At 69.6% G+C, this 15,268-nt stretch carries 16 protein-coding genes; 13 read left to right on the forward strand and 3 right to left on the reverse strand.

Annotated features, from left to right (window positions below; genetic code table 11):
* Positions 1-113: 113 nt before the first annotated feature.
* From ACLBYB_RS03000 to ACLBYB_RS03020, 5 genes are all read left to right on the forward strand, one after another.
* Complete coding sequence (locus ACLBYB_RS03000) at positions 114-1,325, forward strand: ABC transporter substrate-binding protein (protein WP_447697803.1); 1,212 nt, start codon at positions 114-116, stop codon at positions 1,323-1,325.
* Between the two features lie 135 nt (positions 1,326-1,460).
* The gene (locus ACLBYB_RS03005) at positions 1,461-2,333 is read left to right on the forward strand and encodes a branched-chain amino acid ABC transporter permease (protein WP_020091659.1); all 873 of its coding nucleotides are present in this window, start codon (positions 1,461-1,463) and stop codon (positions 2,331-2,333) included.
* Positions 2,334-2,371: 38 nt separating this feature from the next.
* Positions 2,372-4,420: a branched-chain amino acid ABC transporter ATP-binding protein/permease gene (locus tag ACLBYB_RS03010; protein WP_447697804.1), complete on the forward strand. Its 2,049-nt coding sequence runs from the start codon at positions 2,372-2,374 to the stop codon at positions 4,418-4,420.
* Positions 4,413-5,135, forward strand: coding sequence for an ABC transporter ATP-binding protein (locus ACLBYB_RS03015; protein WP_010682999.1), 723 nt, complete (start codon positions 4,413-4,415; stop codon positions 5,133-5,135). Before ACLBYB_RS03010 ends, ACLBYB_RS03015 begins: the two co-directional genes overlap by 8 nt.
* A 339-nt stretch (positions 5,136-5,474) precedes the next feature.
* Entirely contained in the window at positions 5,475-6,815 is a 1,341-nt protein-coding gene (locus tag ACLBYB_RS03020) for a hemolysin family protein (RefSeq protein WP_447697805.1), read from the forward strand.
* 124 nt (positions 6,816-6,939) lie between these two features.
* On the opposite strand, the gene ACLBYB_RS03025 is transcribed toward ACLBYB_RS03020, so the two are convergent.
* Positions 6,940-7,191 carry a hypothetical protein gene (locus ACLBYB_RS03025; RefSeq protein WP_056521514.1) on the reverse strand — a complete coding sequence of 84 codons (252 nt, stop codon included), beginning with the start codon at positions 7,189-7,191 and terminating at the stop codon, positions 6,940-6,942.
* A gap of 303 nt (positions 7,192-7,494) precedes the next feature.
* Between ACLBYB_RS03025 and ACLBYB_RS03030 the strand changes: the two genes are divergently transcribed.
* The 3 genes from ACLBYB_RS03030 (at position 7,495) to ACLBYB_RS03040 (ending at position 8,635) form a co-directional block, all read left to right on the forward strand.
* Positions 7,495-7,755 (forward strand): hypothetical protein, encoded by a 261-nt coding sequence (locus tag ACLBYB_RS03030; protein WP_447697806.1) that lies wholly within the window; start codon positions 7,495-7,497, stop codon positions 7,753-7,755.
* Positions 7,756-7,977: 222 nt separating this feature from the next.
* Positions 7,978-8,241 carry a hypothetical protein gene (locus ACLBYB_RS03035; protein ID WP_447697807.1) on the forward strand — a complete coding sequence of 88 codons (264 nt, stop codon included), beginning with the start codon at positions 7,978-7,980 and terminating at the stop codon, positions 8,239-8,241.
* 142 nt (positions 8,242-8,383) lie between these two features.
* Positions 8,384-8,635 carry a hypothetical protein gene (locus tag ACLBYB_RS03040; protein ID WP_020091655.1) on the forward strand — a complete coding sequence of 84 codons (252 nt, stop codon included), beginning with the start codon at positions 8,384-8,386 and terminating at the stop codon, positions 8,633-8,635.
* A 136-nt stretch (positions 8,636-8,771) separates the two neighbouring features.
* On the opposite strand, the gene ACLBYB_RS03045 is transcribed toward ACLBYB_RS03040, so the two are convergent.
* A complete protein-coding gene (locus tag ACLBYB_RS03045) occupies positions 8,772-9,056 on the reverse strand; it encodes a hypothetical protein (protein WP_020091654.1) in 285 nt (94 codons plus the stop codon).
* 304 nt (positions 9,057-9,360) lie between these two features.
* Between ACLBYB_RS03045 and ACLBYB_RS03050 the strand changes: the two genes are divergently transcribed.
* From ACLBYB_RS03050 to ACLBYB_RS03070, 5 genes are all read left to right on the forward strand, one after another.
* The gene (locus ACLBYB_RS03050; RefSeq protein ID WP_427507704.1) at positions 9,361-10,035 is read left to right on the forward strand and encodes a MarR family winged helix-turn-helix transcriptional regulator; all 675 of its coding nucleotides are present in this window, start codon (positions 9,361-9,363) and stop codon (positions 10,033-10,035) included.
* 14 nt (positions 10,036-10,049) lie between these two features.
* Complete coding sequence (locus ACLBYB_RS03055) at positions 10,050-10,769, forward strand: hypothetical protein (RefSeq protein WP_447697808.1); 720 nt, start codon at positions 10,050-10,052, stop codon at positions 10,767-10,769.
* Between the two features lie 167 nt (positions 10,770-10,936).
* A complete protein-coding gene (locus tag ACLBYB_RS03060) occupies positions 10,937-11,938 on the forward strand; it encodes a catalase (RefSeq protein WP_447697809.1) in 1,002 nt (333 codons plus the stop codon).
* 136 nt (positions 11,939-12,074) lie between these two features.
* Positions 12,075-12,623, forward strand: a complete 549-nt coding sequence (locus ACLBYB_RS03065; protein ID WP_447697810.1) for a peroxiredoxin family protein — start codon at positions 12,075-12,077, stop codon at positions 12,621-12,623.
* Positions 12,620-13,336, forward strand: a complete 717-nt coding sequence (locus ACLBYB_RS03070) for an MOSC domain-containing protein (protein ID WP_447697811.1) — start codon at positions 12,620-12,622, stop codon at positions 13,334-13,336. The genes ACLBYB_RS03065 and ACLBYB_RS03070 overlap by 4 nt, the downstream gene beginning before the upstream one ends.
* Positions 13,337-13,411: 75 nt before the next feature.
* Here the strand turns inward: ACLBYB_RS03070 and ACLBYB_RS03075 are convergent, their stop codons facing one another.
* Positions 13,412-15,004, reverse strand: a complete 1,593-nt coding sequence (locus ACLBYB_RS03075) for an FAD-dependent monooxygenase (RefSeq protein WP_447697812.1) — start codon at positions 15,002-15,004, stop codon at positions 13,412-13,414.
* Positions 15,005-15,268: the final 264 nt, after the last annotated feature.

Below are 15,268 nucleotides of genomic sequence, written 5' to 3' on the forward strand. Positions count from 1 at the left end.
TCTGGGATCGCCCAAAATCTCAGCTTGACGGCTCGACCCGTCTCGGGAGATCTCCCTTCCAGAGTGCCACGGTGAATGGCACACCGCGCACGCGGAATCTTGGAGAGGAAACGATGGTCTTCGCAGGTCGCGCTGCAGCCGCGGTGCTGTTATTGACGATGGTGTCGGCCCCGGCGCGGGCCGCGGGCCCGATCAAGATCGGGCTGAGCGGGCCCTATACGGGCGGCTCGTCTTCGATGGGTGTCTCGATGCGGGACGGCGCCAAGCTCGCCGCCGCCGAGATCAACAAGGCCGGCGGCGTTCTCGGCCGGCCGATCCAGCTGATCGAGCGCGACGACGAGGCCAAGAACGAGGTCGGCGCGCAGGTCGCGCAGGAACTGATCAACAAGGAGAAAGTCGTCGCGAGCGTCGGCTTCATCAATACCGGCGTGGCTCTGGCCGCCCAGCGCTTCTACCAGGAGGCCGAGATCCCGGTCTTCAACAACGTCGCGACCGGGACGATCATCACCAACCAGTTCAAGGAGCCGGACTACGACGCCAACTATGTCTTCCGGAACTCCGCCTACGACGTGCTTCAGGCCGGCCTGATGGTCGACGAGGCCCTCGCCCAGGGTCACAAGAAGATCGCGGTCCTGGCGGACTCGACCAATTACGGGCAGCTCGGGCGCGAGGACATCGAGAAGTATCTCGCGACGAAGAACGTGAAGCCCGTCGCGGTCGAGAAGTTCAACATCAAGGACGTCGATATGACGGCCCAGCTGCTGAAGGCGCAGCAGGCCGGCGCCGAGGTGATCCTGGCCTACGGCATCGGGCCGGAACTGGCCCAGATCGCCAACGGCATGGCCAAGCTCGGCTGGAAAGTTCCGATGATCACGAGCTGGCCGTCCTCGATGCAGAGCTTCATCGACATCGCCGGCACGAACGGCAACGGCGTGATCATGCCCCAGACCTTCATCGAGGATCAGACCCTGCCGAAGCGCAAGGCGTTCCTTGAGAACTACTACAAGACCTACGGCGTCACGAAGATCCCGACCCCCGTGGCCGGCGCCCAGGGCTACGACTCGATCTACCTCCTCGCCGCGGCGATCAAGCAGGCCGGCGGCACCGACGGCGCGAAGATCCGCGCCGCCCTGGAGAACCTGAACGAGAAGGTCGAGGGCGTAGTCACGACCTACGACAAGCCCTTCACGGCGAAGGACCACAACGCCATCTCGCGCAACATGGTGGTGTTCGGGAAGGTGCAGGACGGCAAGATCGTCTACGCCAAGGACGAGGACGCCAAGAACGCCGGCGTGGTTCGCCTGAAGGAGAAGTCCTCGAACTGAGGATCCGGACGCTGCGCCCGCGACGGGCGCGGCGTCTCCCTAAGGGCCGGCGGCGTCACAGCCCGCCGGCGCTCAGCACAGCGGTCCCGCGGCGCCCGCCGCGCGACCGGACGTCACTCCGGCGACAGCGATCCCATGGAAATCCTGCTCCAGCTCATCGCGTCCGGCGTCGCGGTCGGCATGATCTACGCCGCCATCGCGTTCGGCTATCAGCTGACCTTCGCGACCTCGAAGACCCTCAATTTCGGCCAGGGCGAGGCGCTGGCCCTCGGGGCCCTGTTCGGCCTGACCCTGGTGCCGTTCGTCGGCTACTGGCTGATGATCCCGCTGGTCCTGGTCTTCGGCTTCGCCCTCGGAGCCGTGGTCGAGCGCCTCGGCGTGCGCCCGGCCGTGAAGATCAAGTCCGAGTACGGGTGGATCATGGCCACCATCGCGCTCGGCATCATCTTCAAGAACGTCGCCGAGAACGTCTGGGGACGTGACGACCTCAAATTCCCCTCCCCGCTGCCCGAGACGGCGCTCCAGGTCGGGGGCGTGCGCGTCCTGCCGATGGAACTGCTGATCGTCGCGGGCGCGCTGCTGATGATGCTGGCGGTGGAGATCTTCAATCGCAAGTCGATCTGGGGGAAGGCGGTCGTCGCCACCTCCAACGACATCGACGCCGCCGGGCTGATGGGCATCAACACCCAGAAGGTCATCACCCTCTCCTACTCGATCAGCGCCATGACGGCAGCCTTCGCGGGCGTGCTGGTGGCGCCCGTCACCCTGACCGGTGCGACGATGGGCTCCGTGCTGGCGCTCAAGGCCTTCGCGGTGGCGATCATCGGCGGCCTCGAATCCGGCCTCGGCGTCATCGTCGGCGGCCTGATCCTCGGCGTCGCGGAGACGCTGACCGGCTTCTACATCTCGACCGGCTACAAGGACGTGCCGGGCCTGATCCTGCTCCTCGTCGTCCTCTCCATCCGCCCGGTCGGCCTGTTCGGCAAGGCCGTCATCAAGAAGGTCTGAGCGTGACCTCCCGCGCAATTCTCACGGCAGCCTGAGCCATGGCGCAGACCCTCGCCCCCACCGAAGCGCCCGCCCCGGCGGCCGCCCCCAGCCTGTCGCGCCACGTCGGCATCCTCGGCGCCGTGCTGCTGGTCGTCGGCCTCGCGGTCTTCCCGCACGTGGTCACGAGCTCGTACTACATCCACCTGATGATCGTGATCGCGATCTACGCGATCCTGATCCTCGGGCTCGACATCGTGGTCGGCTATACTGGGCAGGTGAGCCTCGGCCATGCCGGCCTGTTCGGCGTCGGCGCCTACTCGGCGGCGGTGCTGTTCCTGCACTTCAAGCTCGGGATCTGGTGGGGCATCCTGGCCGGGATCGGGGTGACCTCCGCCTTCGGCGTGCTGCTCGCGGTGCCGGCCCTGCGGGTGACCGGCCCCTACCTCGCCATGGTGACGCTGGCCTTCGGCACCATCGTCCAGATCTTCATCAACGAGCTGACGCCGCTGACCAACGGTCCCCTCGGCATCACCCTGCCGCCGGCCCGGGTCCTCGACTTCTCGCTGCTGGGCCTCCAGGCCCCCTGGGGCGCGGCCGGCCGCAAACTCGAGTTCTACTACCTGGTCTGTCTGGCGCTCCTGGCCACGATCCTGGTCGTCAACCGGGTGGTGCGCTCGCCCTACGGCCGCGCCTTCGAGGCGCTGCGCGACTCGCCGATCGCCTGCGATTGCATGGGCGTCAGCGTCTACCGCTACAAGGTCTACGCCTTCGTGATCTCAGCGGCGTTGGCCGGCCTCGCCGGCGCGCTGTTCGCCTGGTCGGAGCGCTACGTGGCGCCGAACTCCTACGGGTTCGAGCTCACCGTGCTGTTCCTCCTCGCCGTCACGATGGGCGGCCGCAAGTCGCGGGCGGGGCCGATCATCGGCTCGGCGATCATCGTGATGATGCCGAACGTGCTCGCCGATATCGGCCTGGTGCGGATCATGGCGGGGATCATCGCCGCCGCGGCACTGGTCGTGGGCGCTCTCGCCTTCCTGCGCCGCCGGGAGAACCGGTTCGCCCTGCTGGTGCCGGTCGCGCTCTGCCTCGCCTTCTTCCCGGCCACGCTCGCGCTCGAATCGGTCACCGACTTCCGGCTGACCGTGTTCGGCCTTATGATCCTGTTCGTGGTGTATTACCTGCCGGACGGGATCGTGGGCTTCCTCCGCGAGAAGATCCCCGCCCTGCGCCCGGCCCACACGGCCGAGGGCAAGAGCCTCCACGCCGAGGGCGCGGCCCTCAGCGTGCAGAGCGGCGACCGGGGCGCCGACCCGCTCCTCTCCGTCGATCAGGCGCTGATGCAGTTCGGCGGCCTCAAGGCGCTGGCCGGCGTCGATCTCACGGTGCGGCCAGGCACGATCCACGGGCTGATCGGTCCCAACGGATCCGGCAAGAGCACGATGATGAACGTGCTCACCGGCATCTACAAACCGACCGGCGGCAGCGTGACCCTCGCGCGCGGCCAGGGGAAGAAGCGCCTCGACGGGCGCACCCCGTCGGAGATCGCCGCTGCCGGCGTGGCCCGCACCTTCCAGAACGTGCAGCTCTTCCGCGAGATGACCGCGCTCGAGAACGTGCTGGTCGGCCTGCACCACAGCTTCCGCGGCACCCTGTTCGACGCGATCCTCGGCACGCCGCGCCGGCGCCGGGAGGAGCGCGAGCAGCGCGCCCGCGCCATGGCGATCCTCGACTTCGTGGGCCTCGGCGCCCTGGCGCAGGTGGAGGCCCGCAACCTGCCCTACGGCAAGCAGCGGCTCCTCGAGATCGGTCGCGCGCTCGCCCTCGACCCGGTCCTGCTGCTCCTCGACGAGCCGGCCGCGGGCCTCACTGCCCCCGACATTGCCGAGCTGACGGCGATCATCCGCAAGATCCGCGACGCCGGCATCACGGTGATCCTGATCGAGCACCACATGGACGTGGTCATGGGCCTGTGCGACCGCGTCAGCGTCCTCGATTTCGGCCACAAGATCGCCGAGGGCAGCGCCCGCGAGGTCCAGGCCGACCCGAAGGTGGTCGAGGCCTATCTCGGCAGCCCCGTCGCTGACGAGGAGATGACCCATGCTTGAGGTCACGGGTCTGTCGGCCGGCTACGGCCAGGTGGAGGTTCTGCACGGCCTCGATTTCCAGGTTCCGAAGGGCCAGGTCGTGGCGCTGATCGGCTCCAACGGGGCCGGCAAGACCACCACGATGCGCGCCCTGTCGGGCATGATCCGGCCGCGGGCCGGCTCGATCCGCCTCAACGGACAGGAGATCGGCGGCCTCGACAGCCACGACGTCGCCCGGTTCGGCCTCGCGCACTCGCCGGAGGGCCGGCGCGTCTTCCCGACGCTCTCGGTCGAGGATAACCTGACCCTCGGCGCCTTCCCGCGGCTGACCGGCTCGCGCCCGAAGGGCGACGTCGCGGCCGACCGCGAGCGGGCCTTCGAGATGTTCCCGCGGCTCAAGGAGCGGCGCGCCCAGCTCGCCGGCACGCTCTCGGGCGGCGAGCAGCAGATGCTCGCCATGGGCCGGGCGCTGATGCTGCGGCCCGAGATTCTCCTGCTCGACGAGCCCTCGATGGGCCTCGCTCCCAAGCTGGTGGAGGAGGTCTTCCGGATCATCCGGCTGCTCAAGGCCGAGCAGGTGACGATGCTGCTCGTCGAGCAGTTCGCCATGGCGGCGCTCGGCGTCGCCGACCACGCCTACGTGCTGGAGAACGGCCGGATCCGCTTCCAGGGCCCGGCGCAGCAGATGCGCAACGATCCGGCCGTGCGGGCGGCGTATCTCGGCGGCAGCCACTGACATCCGACCGCGGATCGGTGCCGCGCGTGGCCTGGGATGTCCCCCAGTCCCGGCGCCCGGCATGACCCTGTCCCGCAGGGGCCGGCGGATCACGCCCGGGGCACCGTCGTCGGCGCGGCTCGCGAATGCCTGACGGTCGGCGCATCACCCTCGCGGACAAGCGCCCGCGCTCGCGAACGCCCTACAGGATTGTCCGACGCCGGGCGCGGGCGGCCCGGTGTTTGCTGAGGTTCGCCGGGGACAACGCTGAGGCCGGTCGGGCACTGATGCCCGTAGGCCGCGCCGCCGCTCTCCTGTAGAGACCGTCGGGACGCGGCCGGCGCGACGGCCACACGGGAGGTGTCGATTTTGGACGACGGTTGGGCGACTGCCTTAGGGTTGTTTGCCGTCCTCGCCCTGGTTCTGGCGAACGGCTTCTTCGTCGCAGCGGAGTTCGCCCTGGTCGCGGTGCGCAGGAGTCGCGTCGCCGAACTCGTCGCCGAGCGGCGCGTGAACGCGAAGGCGCTGCTCTGGGCCACGGACCACCTCGACGCCCACCTCGCGGCGACGCAGCTCGGCATCACCATCTCGTCCCTGGCGCTCGGCTGGGTCGGCGAGCCGGCGCTGGCCCACCTGATCTTGCCCACACTGACGTGGCTGCCGGACATGCTCTCGACGGCGGCCGCCCACACGGTCGCCGTGGTGATCTCGTTCGTCATCATGACGGCGCTGCACATCGTGCTGGGCGAGTTGGCGCCGAAGAGCCTCGCGCTCCAGCGCAGCGAGCGCACGGCCCTGGCGGTGATCCGTCCGCTCAGCGTGTTCCTGTTCGTGTTCCGCCCGGCCATCCTGTTTCTCAACGGGCTCGGCAACGGCGTCCTGCGCCTGTGCGGATTGCAGCCCGGCCACGGCGAGGGCGGCCACCACTCGACGTCCGAGCTCAACCTCCTGGTCGAGGCGAGCCGCGAGGCAGGCCTCATCCGCGAGGCCCAGCAGGAAGCGGTCGAGCGCATCTTCCGGCTGGGAGACCGCCGGGTCCGCGAGATCATGACGCCGCGCCACGAGGTCGAGTGGGTCGACCTCGACGGATCGCCCGAGGAGATCACGCGGGCGGTCCGCGCCTGCAGCCACGCCCATGTCGTCGTGAGCCGCGGCGGCATCGACGAGGTCGTCGGCGTGCTGCGCAAGCAGGACCTGCTCGATCAGATCCTCGACGGGCGAGCCCTCGATATCGCCACCGCCATGCGGCCGCCGAACGTCGTCCACGAGGGCATGACGGTTCTCACGGCGCTGGAGAGCTTCCAGCGCAACCCCGTGCAGCTGGCGGTGATCGTCGACGAGTACGGCAGCCTGGAAGGCATCGTCACGCAGACGGATCTTCTCGAGGCCATTGCGGGCGACATACCCGAGGTCGGTGAGGACCCGGCGGTCGTCGAGCGCGAGGACGGCTCGTTGCTCATCGACGGCATGATGCCGGCTGAGGACGCGTTCGAGCGTCTCGCCTTCAACGATCCGCCGGGCACGGACGACTACACGACTTTGGCCGGCTACGTGATCTTCCAGCTCGGCCGCATTCCGGCGGCGGGGGACGCGTTCGTGGCGGAGGGGTGGCGTCTCGAGGTGGTCGACATGGACGGCCGTCGCATCGACAAGGTTCTGGCCACCCGCTTGCCGGCGCGGGCGCCGGTCGGAGGGGCGTGAGCGCGTCGCCGGGCCATCAATCGGCGCATATCCAATCGGCGCATATGCCTGCGAGAATCGCGGGCGCGTCGTCTCGCGCGGCGGTAGCCGTCGACCGCGCGAGTTCGGAGCGATATCGCGACCGTCAGTAGCGATCGTAGCGATAGCCACCGTAACGTCGCCCTTCGTAGAAGCGCGCGTCCCTGCGTCCGTAGCCACCGAACTCACGGTGGCGGCGATAGCCGTGCGCGGGCGCCCAGGGTGGCGGGCCGCCGTGACGGAAGCCCCGCTCTCCGCGGGCCCAGGGCGGATCGGCGAAGGCGGCCGAGGTCGATCCGAGGATGCCTCCGGCCAGTGTCAGTGTGCCGAGCAGGATCAGCGTTGGCGTGCGGATCATGGATGCCTTCCTCACTGCGGGGGCGTCCCGCGTCGCCCCAGTTACGGTGCTCCGCGGCAAACCGTTCCCCGCCGTCGCGAAGGCACGAGGTTGGTCAGTTCGGAGCCTCTCCGAATAACCGCGCGGTCTTCAGGATCGCGCTGGTCCGAGAATAAGCACTGGTGGCGATGGAACGGCACAGGTTCCGGTGGAACAGGCGTTCACAGCGTGATCGTGCGCCGTCACGACGTCGATAGCGGCACGAATTGTCGGAACGGTCCCGGAGATCCTGCCGTTTAGGGGCTCCAAAACAGGAGACGCTCCATGACACGCTTGCCGATTATCGTCCTCGCCACCCTCGCACTCGGGGGCAGCGCCGTCGCCGCCGAGCAGGGGGCCTCGTCCAAGACTCCAGGCCACGAGATGCAGGATCGCGGGAGCCAGGCCGGGAGCCCGGGCGCGTCCGGTTACGCGCCGGGCCACGAGATGAAGTCCGGCGGGACGGACTCGACCGGTTCGACGTCGCGAAGCGGCGGAAGCACGACGGGCACCACCGGCACCAGCTCGACCGGCACCCGTCGCTGACACGACCGTCGCCCCGTCCGGCTATTTTGCCCGACGGGACGAACGAACTGCAAGTTGCGTAATGCTGATCAATAAGGATCCGGGCTCGGTTCCGGCTCGTGAGGCGCGGATCGCCGAAGATGAATTGTTGATGAACGGCAGAATTGATTAATTTCGCGAGCCGTGGAACGCGATGATCGGCGACTGCATTTCTCGTTTCAGTTCGATGAACGAGGTTGGAGTATGAAGAAGCTTATCACGACCCTGGTCGCCGGCACCGCGCTACTTGGTGCAGCCTCTGCCGCTCAGGCCCATGAGTGGGGTGGGGGCTATGGCTACGGCTACGGTCCGGGTCACGGCCATTCTCGCGTGATCGTGCGCGAAGGCTACGGCGACGGCTATCGCGGCGTTCGCTTCGGCCACCGTGACTGGGATCGTCCGGATGTTCGCGTGATCGAGCGTCGCGGATACGGTCATCGTTACCTTGACGACGATTGGGACGATTGAACCGACCTGGAATCATACGGAGCAGAGAGGTGCCCGGCCGGGCGCCTCTTTTTTTATTTCCGATCATCGGCGCACCGCATGCAACGGTTTGGCGCCCGTCCGGCTTTCTGAGCGGTTCATCGACACGAGGAACAGCATCGCTATGCCGGTACGTCTGATCACGACTGCTCTGCTTCTGTCCGCGGGGGCCACGGCCGCGCTCGCCGCGCCCATGTCGGCCGACGACAAGGCGGCGCTCCAGCAGCAATGCATGGGCGATTTCACGACCTTCTGCGGTGGCATGCCGCCCGACGATGGGCCCGAGACTCAAGCCTGTTTCGAGAAGAATATGGCCAAGCTGTCGCCGGGCTGCCAGGGCGCCATCCAGAGCTACAAGCAGGGCAAGAAGGGCTGATCCAACCCGGCTGTCGTCTCCCGAGATCGGACGCGATCAGCCTCGCCATCGGTCCCGCGCGGGTCTGACCGCACAGGCAATACATCGGATCGAAGACCGTAGACGCGGGGGCGGCCCGAGCCGCCCCCGCCGGTGTTCAGTAGCTGTAGGACCGGCGCGGGTAGGCCTGGGGCGCGCCGTAGCCGGTGTCGCGCGGCTGGACCCGCGACCCGTACTCGATCTCCTTGCGCCGCGCCTGCCGGTTGGCGAGGTAGCGGCCGCCCAGGCAGCCTGCGACGGCGCCGACGACGCCGCGCTCGGCGAGGTAATGGCCCGCCAGACCGCCGATGATCGCGCCCTTGATACAGCCCTTCGCCTCAGCCGCACCGACGCTCATGAGTGTCACGAGAGCGATGGCGGATGCTTGTCCCACGATGCGCATGCTGATGCTCCTCTTCGATCCGGAAGAGAATGCACCTGCGTCACGACCGTTCCGGACGTCGGAAAAGGGGTCGGCGCCCCCTTGTTCGTCGCCGCGGAGGTCCGACTGTTTCGCGCGCGTCGCGTCGTCCTGATGTCGGCGCCGATCCTGTGGCGCCGCGACCGACGATCGTGCCGGACGGAGCCGTCGCCGTCGGAGGTCGTCCTCCGGAAGCAGTGGCCCGTTCCAGAGCTGCGGTGCGCGTGCGGAGCGGCGGTTGCCACATCGCTTGACTCCAATACTTAGGACTCCTAATTATCGATCCATGGACCACGCGGCCGACCCAGATCCCGTCCTGATCCGCCTGCGCGAGGGCTTCGAGCGCGTCGCCCTCGTGCTGCGGGCCGATCTGTGGGCGGCCGCGGGCGACGCGGGCCTGAATCCGACACAGGCGCAGGTGCTGGCGCTGCTCGCGGGACGCCCGGCCGGCCTGAGGGCGAAGGAGATCGCCGCGCAGCTGGCCGTCTCGGCACCGAGCATGGCCGACACGCTCGCCGCGCTCGCCCGCAAGGCCCTGCTGACGCGCGCGCCCGATCCCACGGATGCCCGCGCGGTGATCGTGCGCCTGACCGACGAAGGCCGCGCGCTCGGGCGCGCCCTCGCCGCGGCCACGTCACAGGTGATGTCGGCTCTGGCGCGGCTGACGCCGCCTGAGCAGGCGGATCTCCTCCTGACCCAGATCAAGCTCATCCGGACCCTGCAGCAGGCGGGTGCCATCCCCGTGCAGCGGATGTGCGTCAGCTGCCGCCATTTCAGGCCGAACGCCCATCCGGCCGAGGCCCAGCCCCACCATTGTGCCTTCGTGAACGCCGCGATCGGGACCCGGGATCTCCGGCTCGATTGCGGCGAGCATGAAGCGGCCGATCCCGACGTCCAGGCTGCCACCTGGACGTCCTTCGCGAATGGATCGCCGCCCCTCCGAGCACCACGAGAGACCTGAAAGGACACATCGTCATGACGAGGATCAAGGCACGGGGCGTCGGCCTCGTGGCGGCGGCTCTGTGCGCGCTCTCCACCGGCGCCTCGGCCGGGCCCATCCGGGCGCAGCCGAGTCCCGCTGTCCTGGCGTCGTTCGACATCGTCGAGACGACGATCGCGACCAGGGGCGACACCGCCGTCTTCACCACCCGGGTCCGGGGCGAGGCGGGCAAGGACAAGCCGGATGCCACCGGCAAGTTCGAGGGCTCGAGCGTCTACGCCTACGTCTGGCCGACGACCCTCGACAGCGACGCGATCGGCTTCGACAAGGCTCAGGGTATCGTGGCGCTCGCCGTCACCTTCCACCCCGATTTCGACGACGCGGCCTACGGTGCCAGGAACCGCCATGTCTGGCACCCGCACTGGGTGGTGCTCGCCAAGGACGCGGCCTGCGGCGGCGGCCTGAAGGTCGTCGATATCCCGGACGGCGCGAAGCCGAAGGTTCCGCCGACCTGGCCGAAGGTCCCGCTCCTGATCGACAGCCCGGACTATCCGACCACCTTCCGGGGCGACACGGTTCAGGTCGAGATCCCGGTCTCGCTCATCACCGGCATCAAGGGTGCCTCGTTCGACGGGGTGACGTCCGGCCTCAAGGTGAACGGCAACCTGCACGCGCCGCTGCTCTGCGTCAGCGACGTCTTCAAGGTCGCCTCGGGCAACCTGTCGCTGCCGGGCAAGGTGACCCCTCAGAAGTAGGACGCGCGACAGGAAGCGGTTCGGCGACTGCCATCGCCGAACCGCCGGAAGATCCCCCTCCGAGCATCAGAGAAGGACGAATCACCATGGCATATGCCCGCCTCGACGATCCACCCCCGGCCGCGGCCGGGCCCTCGCCGCGCGCAGACGTGATCGATCGCGGACCCGTGAGGGCGCCGACCGCGCCGAGGATCGCGGCGCTGGCACGCCTCGGCGGGATCCTTCTCGCGCTCCTCGCGCCGCCGACAGGGGCGATCGCCGCCGATGCCCAGGACCTGGTGGAGGCTCTGCGCACAGTCGCCGGCAGTCGGCCCGGCGTGCGCCCGACCTTCGCCAAAGGGCAGTGCGTCCGCGGCACCTACACCCCTGCGGCCGAAGTGGGACAGGTGACGCGGTCGATCAGTTTCACGCGGCCCTGGCCTCTCGTCGGGCGGTTCTCGGTCGGCGGCGGCAACCCGTCGGTGCCGGACGCGACCAGGACCGTCTTGCGCGGCTTCTCGATCAAGCTCCTGTCGGACGGTGGCGAGACCCACCTGCTGTTCGAGAACGCGCCGGTCCACTTCGCGCGGACCGTCGACCAGATGCTCGCGTTCCTGCAGGTCCGCGTTCCCGGCTCCGACGGCAAGCCGAATCCGGAGGCCATCGCGGCCTTCGCGAAGGCCAATCCGGAGACGACGCGCCAGGCGGCCTTCGTCGCCGGCAAGCCTGTCCCGGGCAGCTATGCCGGCCTCGTCTATTGGGGCGTGCACACGTTCACGGGGCTCAACGCGGACGGCCGTGCCGTGCCCTTCAAGTTCAAGATCGTGCCCCGAGCCGGCGAGATCACCCTCAGCGACGAGGAGGCGAAGGGCAAGCCTGCACACTTCCTGGCCGACGCGCTGCGGGAAGAGCTGTCGAAGGGCCCGGCGGGGTTCGACGTCGTGGCCCTGCTCGCCGGGCCCAACGACGATCTCGGCAGCGACATCACCCAGCGGTGGCCCAACGAGGACGACCGGAAGGCGGTCACCCTCGGCACGATCGCCGTGACCGGCATCGAGCCGAACGAGACCTGCGACCAGGGTATCTTCGACCCGGGACAGCTGGCGGACGGCATCGACGCGCCGAAGGACGAGATCTTCGCGGCGCGCCGCACCGCCTACGGGATCTCGTTCGGCCTCCGCTCCCAGTGAGCCTCCTCGGCCCGGCGGCTGCCACCGCCCGGCCGCCACACCCGCGGGCCGCGCCTCGACAGGGCGCCGCGCGGCCAGCGGCCGATGCGACCAGACGGCCGCCCGTCAACGACGACTGGAGATCCGGAGAAGCGGCATGACCATCCTGGCCCCTGAACTCCTGACCGGTCGCTGGTTCAACACGCCCGCGCCGCTCTCCCTCGCAGCGCTGCGCGGCACGGTCGTCGTGCTGCACGCGTTCCAGATGCTGTGCCCCGGCTGCGTGGCGCACGGCACGCCGCAGGCCGAGAAGCTGCACCGGATGTTTGCCGGCAACGGCGCGGTCGCGGTGGTCGGCCTGCACGCGGTGTTCGAGCATCATGCCGCCATGACCGAAGTCGCCCTCGAAGCCTTCATCCACGAGTACCGTCTGACCCTGCCGATCGCCGTCGACCTCCGCGAGGACGACGGTCCGATCCCGCAGACGATGCGGCGCTACGGTATGCGCGGAACGCCGACCACGATCGTCATCGACCGCGACGGACGCGTCCGGGAACACGCCTTCGGGCAGGTCGACGACCTCGCGCTCGGGATCCTCGTGGGCTCGCTGATCGCGGGACCGGGCACGGGATCGATGCGCGGGGAGTTGGCACCGGACGGGTGCGACGAAGCCGGCTGTAGGATCACGGAGAAAACGCGGCCATGACGGCGCCTCTTCTCCCACCCGTCCTCCCGCTCGTCCTCGCCGGCCCGGTCGCGCCGCTGGGACCGGACGGTCCGCCGAGCGGCATCGTCAAGAACCCCGTTCCCGCGCCGTGGCGGATCACGGCGACCGGTCTCGTGGGCGATGCCCAGGCCGATCTCCGGTACCACGGCGGTCCCGAGAAGGCGCTCCACCAGTATCCGCAGGACCATTACACCGCCTGGGCCACCGAGATCGGCGATCATCCGCTGCTCTCCGCACCGGGCGCCTTCGGTGAGAATCTCGCCACGACGGGCTGGACGGAGCGCGACGTCTGCGTCGGCGACGTCGCCCGCTTCGGCTCGGCGCTGCTACAGGTCAGCCAGGGGCGCCAGCCCTGCTTCAAGCTCGACCGACGCTTCGGACGATCCGGGATGGCGCTCGCCGTGCAGAGAACGGGGCGGACGGGCTGGTACTGGCGGGTCCTCGAGGACGGCGTCGCCGAGCCGGGCGACAGGATCGAGCTCCGCGCCCGTCCGCGGCCGGACTGGTCGCTCGCGCGCCTGATCCACCTCCTCTACGTCGACACGCACAACCGGTCCGAGCTGCAGGCCGCGAGCGCGATCCCGGAACTGGCGGAGAGCTGGCGCCTGCTCCTGCGCCGACGCTTGCGGACCGGCGCGGTCGAGGACTGGTCGAAGCGCGTCACCGGACGGGATGGCGGGCCGGGCGCCTGAACGCGGGCGCGTCGATGCGGTTGGGCCTCGGACGAGGGGCCGGGCTGCCGGTCGGATGCCGGCCACGGCACGCGCTCATTGCGGAAAGGCCGACGGGAACAGGCGCCGGAGATGCGCGTGCAGGCCGGGCTCGCGCCACGTCCGGCCGCGCCAGGCGAGGTGGCCGTCCGGCCGGATCAGGCAGGCCATGGTCCCCGCGCCGTAAGCCCGACCGAAGGCCCCCGTCGGATCCGCGAGCGTCGGCACGCCCGGGATGGGCACCTCGCTGCCGATGACGACGACCCGGACGCGGGAACGGTGCTGGCGGGCCCAGATCGGCAGATCGGGGCCGGCCACGGCGTCCGATACCCCGGCAGCGTGGATGAGGAGGACGTGCTCGGTGCCGCGGAGGGCGTCGAAGAGCCGCGTCGGGAAGCCGAGTCCGTCGCGGACCAGCCCGTTGACGTCGGGCGCCCGGTCGCCGGCCCTCGGGCCGGCCTCCGTCGGCTCCGTCGCGTCGTCGGCGATCCAGGCCGTGTTCCGGTAGCTGACGAGGACCTGCGTGTCGGCGAGGCGGTCCGGCGCGCCGCCGCGCTCCCGACCGTATCCCTCGCTCGCCGTCCGGGTCCGCGCGATCACGTCCGCGCCCACCGGGCGCCGCTCCCCCTCGTAGCTGTCGAGGAGAGCCTCGGGGCTGGCGCCCCGAAGAACCAGGGCGAGCTTCCAGGCCAGATTGTAGGCGTCCTGGATCCCGGTATTCATCCCCTGCCCGCCGGTCGGCGGGTGGATGTGGGCGGCATCGCCCGCCAGGAAGCAGCGGCCGCGCCGATAGGCGGCGGCGAGGCGCATGCTGATGCGGTACACCGACGACCAGCGCAGGTCCGCCAGGCGCGAGCCGTCCGGCAGGAGATCGTCGGCCACGGCCTGCAGGTCGGCCAGCGACGGGCCTTGAAGCTCGGCCTGGATCCCGTGGTCCGACCCGCCCGCCGGCACCAGATGCTGCGGCGCGAGCATCGAGACGCGGTAGCGGCCCGGCTCGGGGAGCGGGATGGCGATGAACATGTCGGGCGGGGCGTCCTCGTTCAGTCGCAGGGCCCGGACCGCGAGGCCGTAGGGTACGTCCCAGGCGATGCGCACGTCACCGAGCATGAACGGCCAGGGATAGGCCTCGCCCTCGAACGGGATGCCGAGCTGGCGCCGGACCGTGCTGTGGGCACCGTCGCAGCCGACGACGTAGCGACAGTGCGCCTCCGCGACCGCACCGTCCGCCTCCTGCAGGTGCGCGCAAATTCCGGCGGCGTCCTGCTCCAGGGCCGTCAGGCGCAGGCCGCGCTCGACCCGGGCTCCGAAGCGCTGCAACTGACGGTTCAGGACGCGCTCGGTCTCGAATTGGGGCAGACCGAGCGACGCGTAGGGCAGATCGAGCGGTGGACTGACCGCGTCGATTGGCGGCCGGCCGTGCAGGATCGTGCGCAGGCCCGTGAGCCAGAGACCCGCGTCGATCATCTCGCGGGCGAGGCCCATGTCCTCCCAGACTTCCAGCGTGCGCGGGGTAACCCCGATCGCGCGGCAATAGGGCGACGGCCGCGCCGCAGCATCGACGACCCGGCAGCGCGCCCCGTGCCGGGCGAGTTCGCAGGCCAGCGTCAGACCGACCGGACCGGCCCCCACGATCAGTACATCCGCCATCGCCTCCTCCCAGGACCGATCCCGAATCGTCCCAGCGCCCGCACCTATCTGAGATGGCCTGGCCGGAATCACGCCGTCGACGCGCGGACTATAGGTGCCGTTCGAAGGATCCGCCGCAGGCACGGCTCGGGATGCGCCGCTCCCGACCGACGACGATGCGCCGATCCCGCGACAGCGGCTCGGCGCGCGTTCCGGAGAGCCGACGGCGGAGGGCGCGCCACGACCTCCCCAAGTCGATTGATTTCGTCGACTGTGTTTCGCGCA

The sequence above is a fragment of the Methylobacterium sp. D54C genome, assembly GCF_053345595.1.

Excerpts from the sequence above, each read along its gene's own strand:
- ACLBYB_RS03000 (WP_447697803.1), top strand. The coding sequence starts at position 114 with ATGGTCTTCGCAGGTCGCGCTGCAGCCGCGGTGCTGTTATTGACGATG.
- ACLBYB_RS03005 (WP_020091659.1), top strand. The coding sequence starts at position 1,461 with ATGGAAATCCTGCTCCAGCTCATCGCGTCCGGCGTCGCGGTCGGCATG.
- ACLBYB_RS03010 (WP_447697804.1), top strand. The coding sequence starts at position 2,372 with ATGGCGCAGACCCTCGCCCCCACCGAAGCGCCCGCCCCGGCGGCCGCC.
- ACLBYB_RS03015 (WP_010682999.1), top strand. The coding sequence starts at position 4,413 with ATGCTTGAGGTCACGGGTCTGTCGGCCGGCTACGGCCAGGTGGAGGTT.
- ACLBYB_RS03025 (WP_056521514.1), bottom strand. The coding sequence starts at position 7,191 with ATGATCCGCACGCCAACGCTGATCCTGCTCGGCACACTGACACTGGCC.
- ACLBYB_RS03030 (WP_447697806.1), top strand. The coding sequence starts at position 7,495 with ATGACACGCTTGCCGATTATCGTCCTCGCCACCCTCGCACTCGGGGGC.
- ACLBYB_RS03035 (WP_447697807.1), top strand. The coding sequence starts at position 7,978 with ATGAAGAAGCTTATCACGACCCTGGTCGCCGGCACCGCGCTACTTGGT.
- ACLBYB_RS03040 (WP_020091655.1), top strand. The coding sequence starts at position 8,384 with ATGCCGGTACGTCTGATCACGACTGCTCTGCTTCTGTCCGCGGGGGCC.
- ACLBYB_RS03045 (WP_020091654.1), bottom strand. The coding sequence starts at position 9,056 with ATGCGCATCGTGGGACAAGCATCCGCCATCGCTCTCGTGACACTCATG.
- ACLBYB_RS03050 (WP_427507704.1), top strand. The coding sequence starts at position 9,361 with ATGGACCACGCGGCCGACCCAGATCCCGTCCTGATCCGCCTGCGCGAG.
- ACLBYB_RS03055 (WP_447697808.1), top strand. The coding sequence starts at position 10,050 with ATGACGAGGATCAAGGCACGGGGCGTCGGCCTCGTGGCGGCGGCTCTG.
- ACLBYB_RS03065 (WP_447697810.1), top strand. The coding sequence starts at position 12,075 with ATGACCATCCTGGCCCCTGAACTCCTGACCGGTCGCTGGTTCAACACG.
- ACLBYB_RS03070 (WP_447697811.1), top strand. The coding sequence starts at position 12,620 with ATGACGGCGCCTCTTCTCCCACCCGTCCTCCCGCTCGTCCTCGCCGGC.
- ACLBYB_RS03075 (WP_447697812.1), bottom strand. The coding sequence starts at position 15,004 with ATGGCGGATGTACTGATCGTGGGGGCCGGTCCGGTCGGTCTGACGCTG.